The sequence below is a fragment of the Actinoplanes sp. NPDC051633 genome (assembly GCF_040681735.1).
In the GTDB taxonomy this organism is placed as follows: Bacteria; Actinomycetota; Actinomycetes; order Mycobacteriales; family Micromonosporaceae; genus Actinoplanes.
The window spans coordinates 1-4,658 of the sequence record NZ_JBFAZH010000633.1 but is presented as its reverse complement, the minus strand read 5'-3'; the positions used below and the strand labels follow the sequence as shown (position 1 = coordinate 4,658).

Below are 4,658 nucleotides of genomic sequence, written 5' to 3'. Positions count from 1 at the left end.
CGAGCACGGCGGCACCGAGCCGGCCGGGTAGCTCGCCGGCGACCGTGACGGCGCCGGTGATGCTCTCCCGTGCGGTGTCGGCGGCGGTGCCCGGCAGGCCGGAGGGCAGGTCGTCGGCGATCCGGGTGCGGTAGACGAAGGTGCCGAGGCTGCCCATGACGGCGATGCCCAGCGCGTACCCGAACTCGCTGTTGGTCTGGACCACTCCGGACGCCGAGCCGGCCTTCTCCGGTGGGACGGAGCTCATCACGAGGTTCGTGCCCAGGGCGACCAGCGGAGCGCTCCCGAGGCAGCTGATGGCGAAGCCGGTGATCAGGGCGGCGGGTCCGTTCGCGGTGCCGGCCTGCGTGATCACCAGCATGCCGATCGCCGTGACGGCGAGGCCGGCGCCGATCAGGTAGGCCGGGCGGATGCGGCGGGCCAGCAGCGGGGCGATCTGGACGCTGACGATGCTGGTCACCATGCCGGGCAGCAGCGCCAGGCCGGCCCGCAGCGGGGTCAGGCCGTCGACCAGCTGGAAGTGCTGCGCGGTGAACATCATGGTGGCGCCGTTGAGCATCGAGCAGGACAGCAGGCCGCCCAGCGAGATGCTGAACTGCGGGTTGGTGAACAGGCGCAGGTCCAGCAGCGGGTCGGCCAGCGTCTGCTGCCGCCGCGCGAAGACCACGCCGAACGCCGCGCCGATCACGATCGCGACGACGGACACGGGCTGCCAGCCGTGCCGGGCCAGCTCCTTCACCCCGTAGATGAACGGCAGGATCGCCGCGAGCGACAGGGCCACGCTGGTGAGGTCGAGGCGGCCGGCCGCCGGGTTGCGGTACTCGGGCAGGAAGACGGGGCCGAGCACGAGCAGCAGCACCATCGCCGGCACGCCCAGCAGGAACACCGAGCCCCACCAGAAGTGCGCCAGCATCGCCCCGCCGACGACCGGGCCGATGATCGCGCCCACCACGAAGCAACCCGCCCAGATGCCGATCGCACTGGCCCGCTGCTTCGGGTTGGTGAACAGGTTCGTGATCAGCGACAGCACCGACGGGGACACGGCAGCGCCGGCGACGCCCAGCACCGCCCGGGCGGCGATCAGCATCCCCGGGCTGGTTGCCTGAGAGGCGATCACCGAGGCCACCCCGAACAGGACCGCGCCGATGAGCAGCAGCTTGCGGCGGCCGATCCGGTCACCGATCGCCCCCATGGTGATCATGAAGCCGGCGACCATGAACCCGTACACATCCATGATCCACAGCTGTTGGCTGCTGCCCGCACCCAGTTGCGCGCTCAGCTGCGGCAGGGCCAGCAACATGACGAAGATGTCCAGGGACACCAGCAGCGTGGGTAGCGCCAGCACGGCCAGCCCGGCCCACTCCCGCCACGTCGCTCGCGGTTCCGATGCGCTGGGGCTCGACATGACTCCGACTCCTTCCGAAGCCGGCGTTCCCGGCCTCCTACCTTTTCCACGAACGCCGCTGCCATGATCCGACAGGTCCACCGAAATTCTTGGAAGAAACCCCGCAGCCGGTGTCGGATCGGGGCGCACGTGTTCGTGGCAGGGATGAGCGACCACGCGGCACACAGAAGGAGAGATGAGCTGAGATGCAGTATCTGGTTTCCGTGATCGACGACAAGACCAACTCCGGCACGCCGGAGGAGATTGCCGCCATCGACGCGTTCAACGAGCGCGTCCAGGCCGAGGGCCACTGGGTCTTCGCCGGCGGCCTCAACTCGCCCAGCACCGCCACCGTCATCGACAACCGCGGCGGCGGCGAGGCGCTGTTCACCGACGGGCCCTTCCTGGAGTCCAAGGAGCACATCGCCGGCTTCTGGGTCTTCGAGGCGCCCGACCTCGACGTGGCGCTCGAGCTCGCCGCCGCGGGGTCCAGAGCCTGCAACCGGAAGGTCGAGGTACGGCCGTTCCTGTGAGCGACGACGTCCACGAGGCGATCACGGGCGCGCACCACGAGGAGTGGGCACGCGTGGTCGCCGCACTGACCAGGCGTTTCGGTGATCTCGACATCGCTGAGGAAGCGGCGGCCGAAGCGTTCGCGACCGCCGTCGAACGGTGGCCGGTCGACGGCGTACCCCCCAATCCCGGGGCCTGGCTGACCACCACCGCCAACCGCAAGGCCATCGACCGGATCCGGCGCGAGAACAAGCGTGACGACAAGCAGAAGGAGGCTCAGATGCTGTACGACGACGACCCACCGCGGTCGCCCGACGTCATCGACGACGAGCGGCTCCGGCTGATCTTCACCTGCTGCCACCCGGCGCTGGCGCCGGAGACCCGCGTGGCGCTGACGCTGCGCATGGTCGGCGGCCTCACCGTGGCCGAGATCGCCCGCGCCTTCCTGGTGCAGGAGGCCGCCATGGGCCGGCGGATCACCCGCGCGAAGGTCAAGATCAAGGCGAACCGCATCCCGTACCGGGTGCCGTCCGCGCAGGATCTCCCGCGACGCGTCTCGGGCGTACTCGCCGTCCTGTTCCTCGTCTTCAACGAGGGCTACCTGGCGACCGGCCCGGACACCGATCCCCTGCGGCACGACCTGACCGCCGAGGCGATCCGGCTCACCCGGGTGATCCGGGCCCTGCTGCCGCAGGACGGTGAGGTGGCCGGGCTGCTGGCGCTGATGCTGCTCACCGAGGCCCGCCGCGCCGCCCGCGTCTCGGCGGACGGCGAGCTGATCACGCTCGCCGAGCAGGACCGCGGAGCCTGGGACGCGGCCCTCATCGCCGAGGGGCACCGGCTGGTGCGCGAGCGCCTGACCGCTGCCGCCGCCGGCGTTCCTCCGGGTCGCTATCAGATCCTGGCGGCGATCAACGCCGTGCACACCTCCGCCAAGGACGTCCGCGACACCGACTGGTCACAGGTCGTCGCCCTCTACGACCAGCTCGCCCACCTCGACTCCTCGCCGATCGTCGCCCTCAACCGGGCCATCGCGGTCGCCGAGCTGGACGGGCCGGAGGTGGCGCTGGCGGCCGTCGACCGCCTGGAGGACAAGCTCGCCTACTACCACGCCTACCACGCGACCCGCGCCGACCTGCTGCGCCGGACGGGCCGCAGTCAGGAGGCCCGCGCGGCCTACGACCGGGCCATCGAGCTGGCCGGCAACACCGCCGAGACCGCGTATCTGAAGCGTCGCCGCGACCAGCTGGGCTGACCCGGGTCCGGGGGGTGATAATCCAGGTCTACCGGCGGCCGGAGGGGTTGGTTCACACGTCGGATCACAGGCCGGGACCAGACGCCAGGGTGGTCGGCCGGCCGCGCGTCGTGGCGATCGCCGGCTGGTGCGTTCTGCTGGCCATCGGTGTCTACGGGCTCGTCCGCTGGACGGGCGCCGTGCTCGTCGTCGGGGCACTGTTCGCCCTGCTGGGCATGTTCGGTCTCATCTCGACTCTGTGGCTGCGGGTGTGGGTCTCCGGAGGGGTGCTGCACTACCGCACACTCCGCGGGTACCGTCCGGTCGTCCGGCTGGATCGGCTCACCACCGCGTCTCTGACTCCGTTCGGCGCCGACAGCGGGCGGCAGTTGCGCCTTGCCGACGCCGACGGGGCGAGCGTCCAACTGGACGCCACGAACATGCGGATCGAGCGGCTGTACCCGATGCTCGCCCAGTACCTGCGTCACGACGACGATGTCGCCAACGATCTGCTGCAGCGCCGCATGGCCCGGTACCGCCCGGATTTCCCGCTGGGCCCGAGCTGACGACGAGGGTGGCCCCGGCATGAGCAACGTTCCGATCGCCTCGCACGCCATGCTGTCCGACTGCCACTCCGCCGCCCTGGTCACCTCGGACGGCTCGGTGGACTGGCTGTGCTTCCCGCGATTCGACAGCCCGTCGGTGTTCGGTCGTCTGCTCGATGACGCGGCCGGGCATTGGTCGATCCGCCCGGCCGGCGATTACACCAGCCGACGGCGCTATCTCGACGGCACGCTCGTGCTGGAGACCACGTTCCGCGCCTCGCGCGGCGTCGTCGTCCTGACCGAGGCGCTGGTGCTGGGCGCCGGCAGCGGAGCCCACGACGTCGGTCGTGACGTTCCGCATCTGCTCGTCCGATCGGTGACCTGCCGGGAGGGCACCGTCGACATGGACATCACGTACGCGCCGCGCCCGGAATACGGTCTGCTGCACCCGCTGCTCTCGCCGGTCGAGGGCGGTGTGACCGCACGTGGCGGAGCGGAGTGGCTGGTGCTGACCAGTCCCGTGCCGTCCGCCGTGGAGTCGTCCACGGCGACCGCCCGCGTGCCGATGGCGGCCGGCGCCACCCTGGTCTTCGCGCTGCACCGCTCGACGCTCGAGGAGCAACCCGCCCGGGTCTGGTCGCAGGACGAGCTCACCGGCCAGCTGGCCGGCACGATCGCGGCCTGGCGGTCGTGGTCGGCGCTGCACCAGAACTATGCGGGACCGTGGCGGGACCTGGTGCGGCACAGCGGTTGCGTCCTGCAGGGCCTCACCTTCCGGCCCAGCGGCGCGATCGTCGCGGCCGCCACCACCTCGCTGCCGGAGAGCGTGGGCGGCGAACGCAACTGGGACTATCGCTACTCGTGGGTCCGGGACGCCAGCTTCACCATGGAAGCGCTGTGGGTGGCCGCGTGCCCGGACGAGGCCGGCGACTTCTTCGCGTTCATGACGACCGCGGCGGCCGCCGCGATCGGGCCGGAAACC

Annotated in this window: 5 protein-coding genes; 4 read left to right on the top strand and 1 reads right to left on the bottom strand. The window is 71.0% G+C overall.

The features are described 5' to 3' along the window. The coding region (locus AB0M20_RS28390; RefSeq protein WP_364303328.1) for an MFS transporter at nt 1-1,405 on the bottom strand (1,405 nt) is incomplete at its 3' end. A 185-nt stretch (nt 1,406-1,590) separates the two neighbouring features. On the opposite strand from AB0M20_RS28390, the gene AB0M20_RS28385 reads away from it, so the two are divergent. The 4 genes from AB0M20_RS28385 to AB0M20_RS28370 all read left to right on the top strand — a co-directional run. Further along, entirely contained in the window at nt 1,591-1,917 is a 327-nt protein-coding gene (locus tag AB0M20_RS28385) for a YciI family protein (RefSeq protein ID WP_364303327.1), read from the top strand. Then, complete coding sequence (locus tag AB0M20_RS28380; RefSeq protein ID WP_364303325.1) at nt 1,914-3,152, top strand: DUF6596 domain-containing protein; 1,239 nt, start codon at nt 1,914-1,916, stop codon at nt 3,150-3,152. The genes AB0M20_RS28385 and AB0M20_RS28380 overlap by 4 nt, the downstream gene beginning before the upstream one ends. A gap of 89 nt (nt 3,153-3,241) precedes the next feature. Beyond that, nucleotides 3,242-3,697, top strand: a complete 456-nt coding sequence (locus AB0M20_RS28375) for a hypothetical protein (protein ID WP_364303323.1) — start codon at nt 3,242-3,244, stop codon at nt 3,695-3,697. 19 nt (nt 3,698-3,716) lie between these two features. After that, nucleotides 3,717-4,658, top strand: a 942-nt coding sequence (locus tag AB0M20_RS28370; RefSeq protein ID WP_364303321.1) for a trehalase-like domain-containing protein, incomplete at its 3' end; no start/stop codon positions are given.

What these genes read in the sequence shown, in the direction of transcription:
- AB0M20_RS28385 (WP_364303327.1), top strand. Translation starts at nt 1,591, where the DNA reads ATGCAGTATCTGGTTTCCGTGATCGACGACAAGACCAACTCCGGCACG.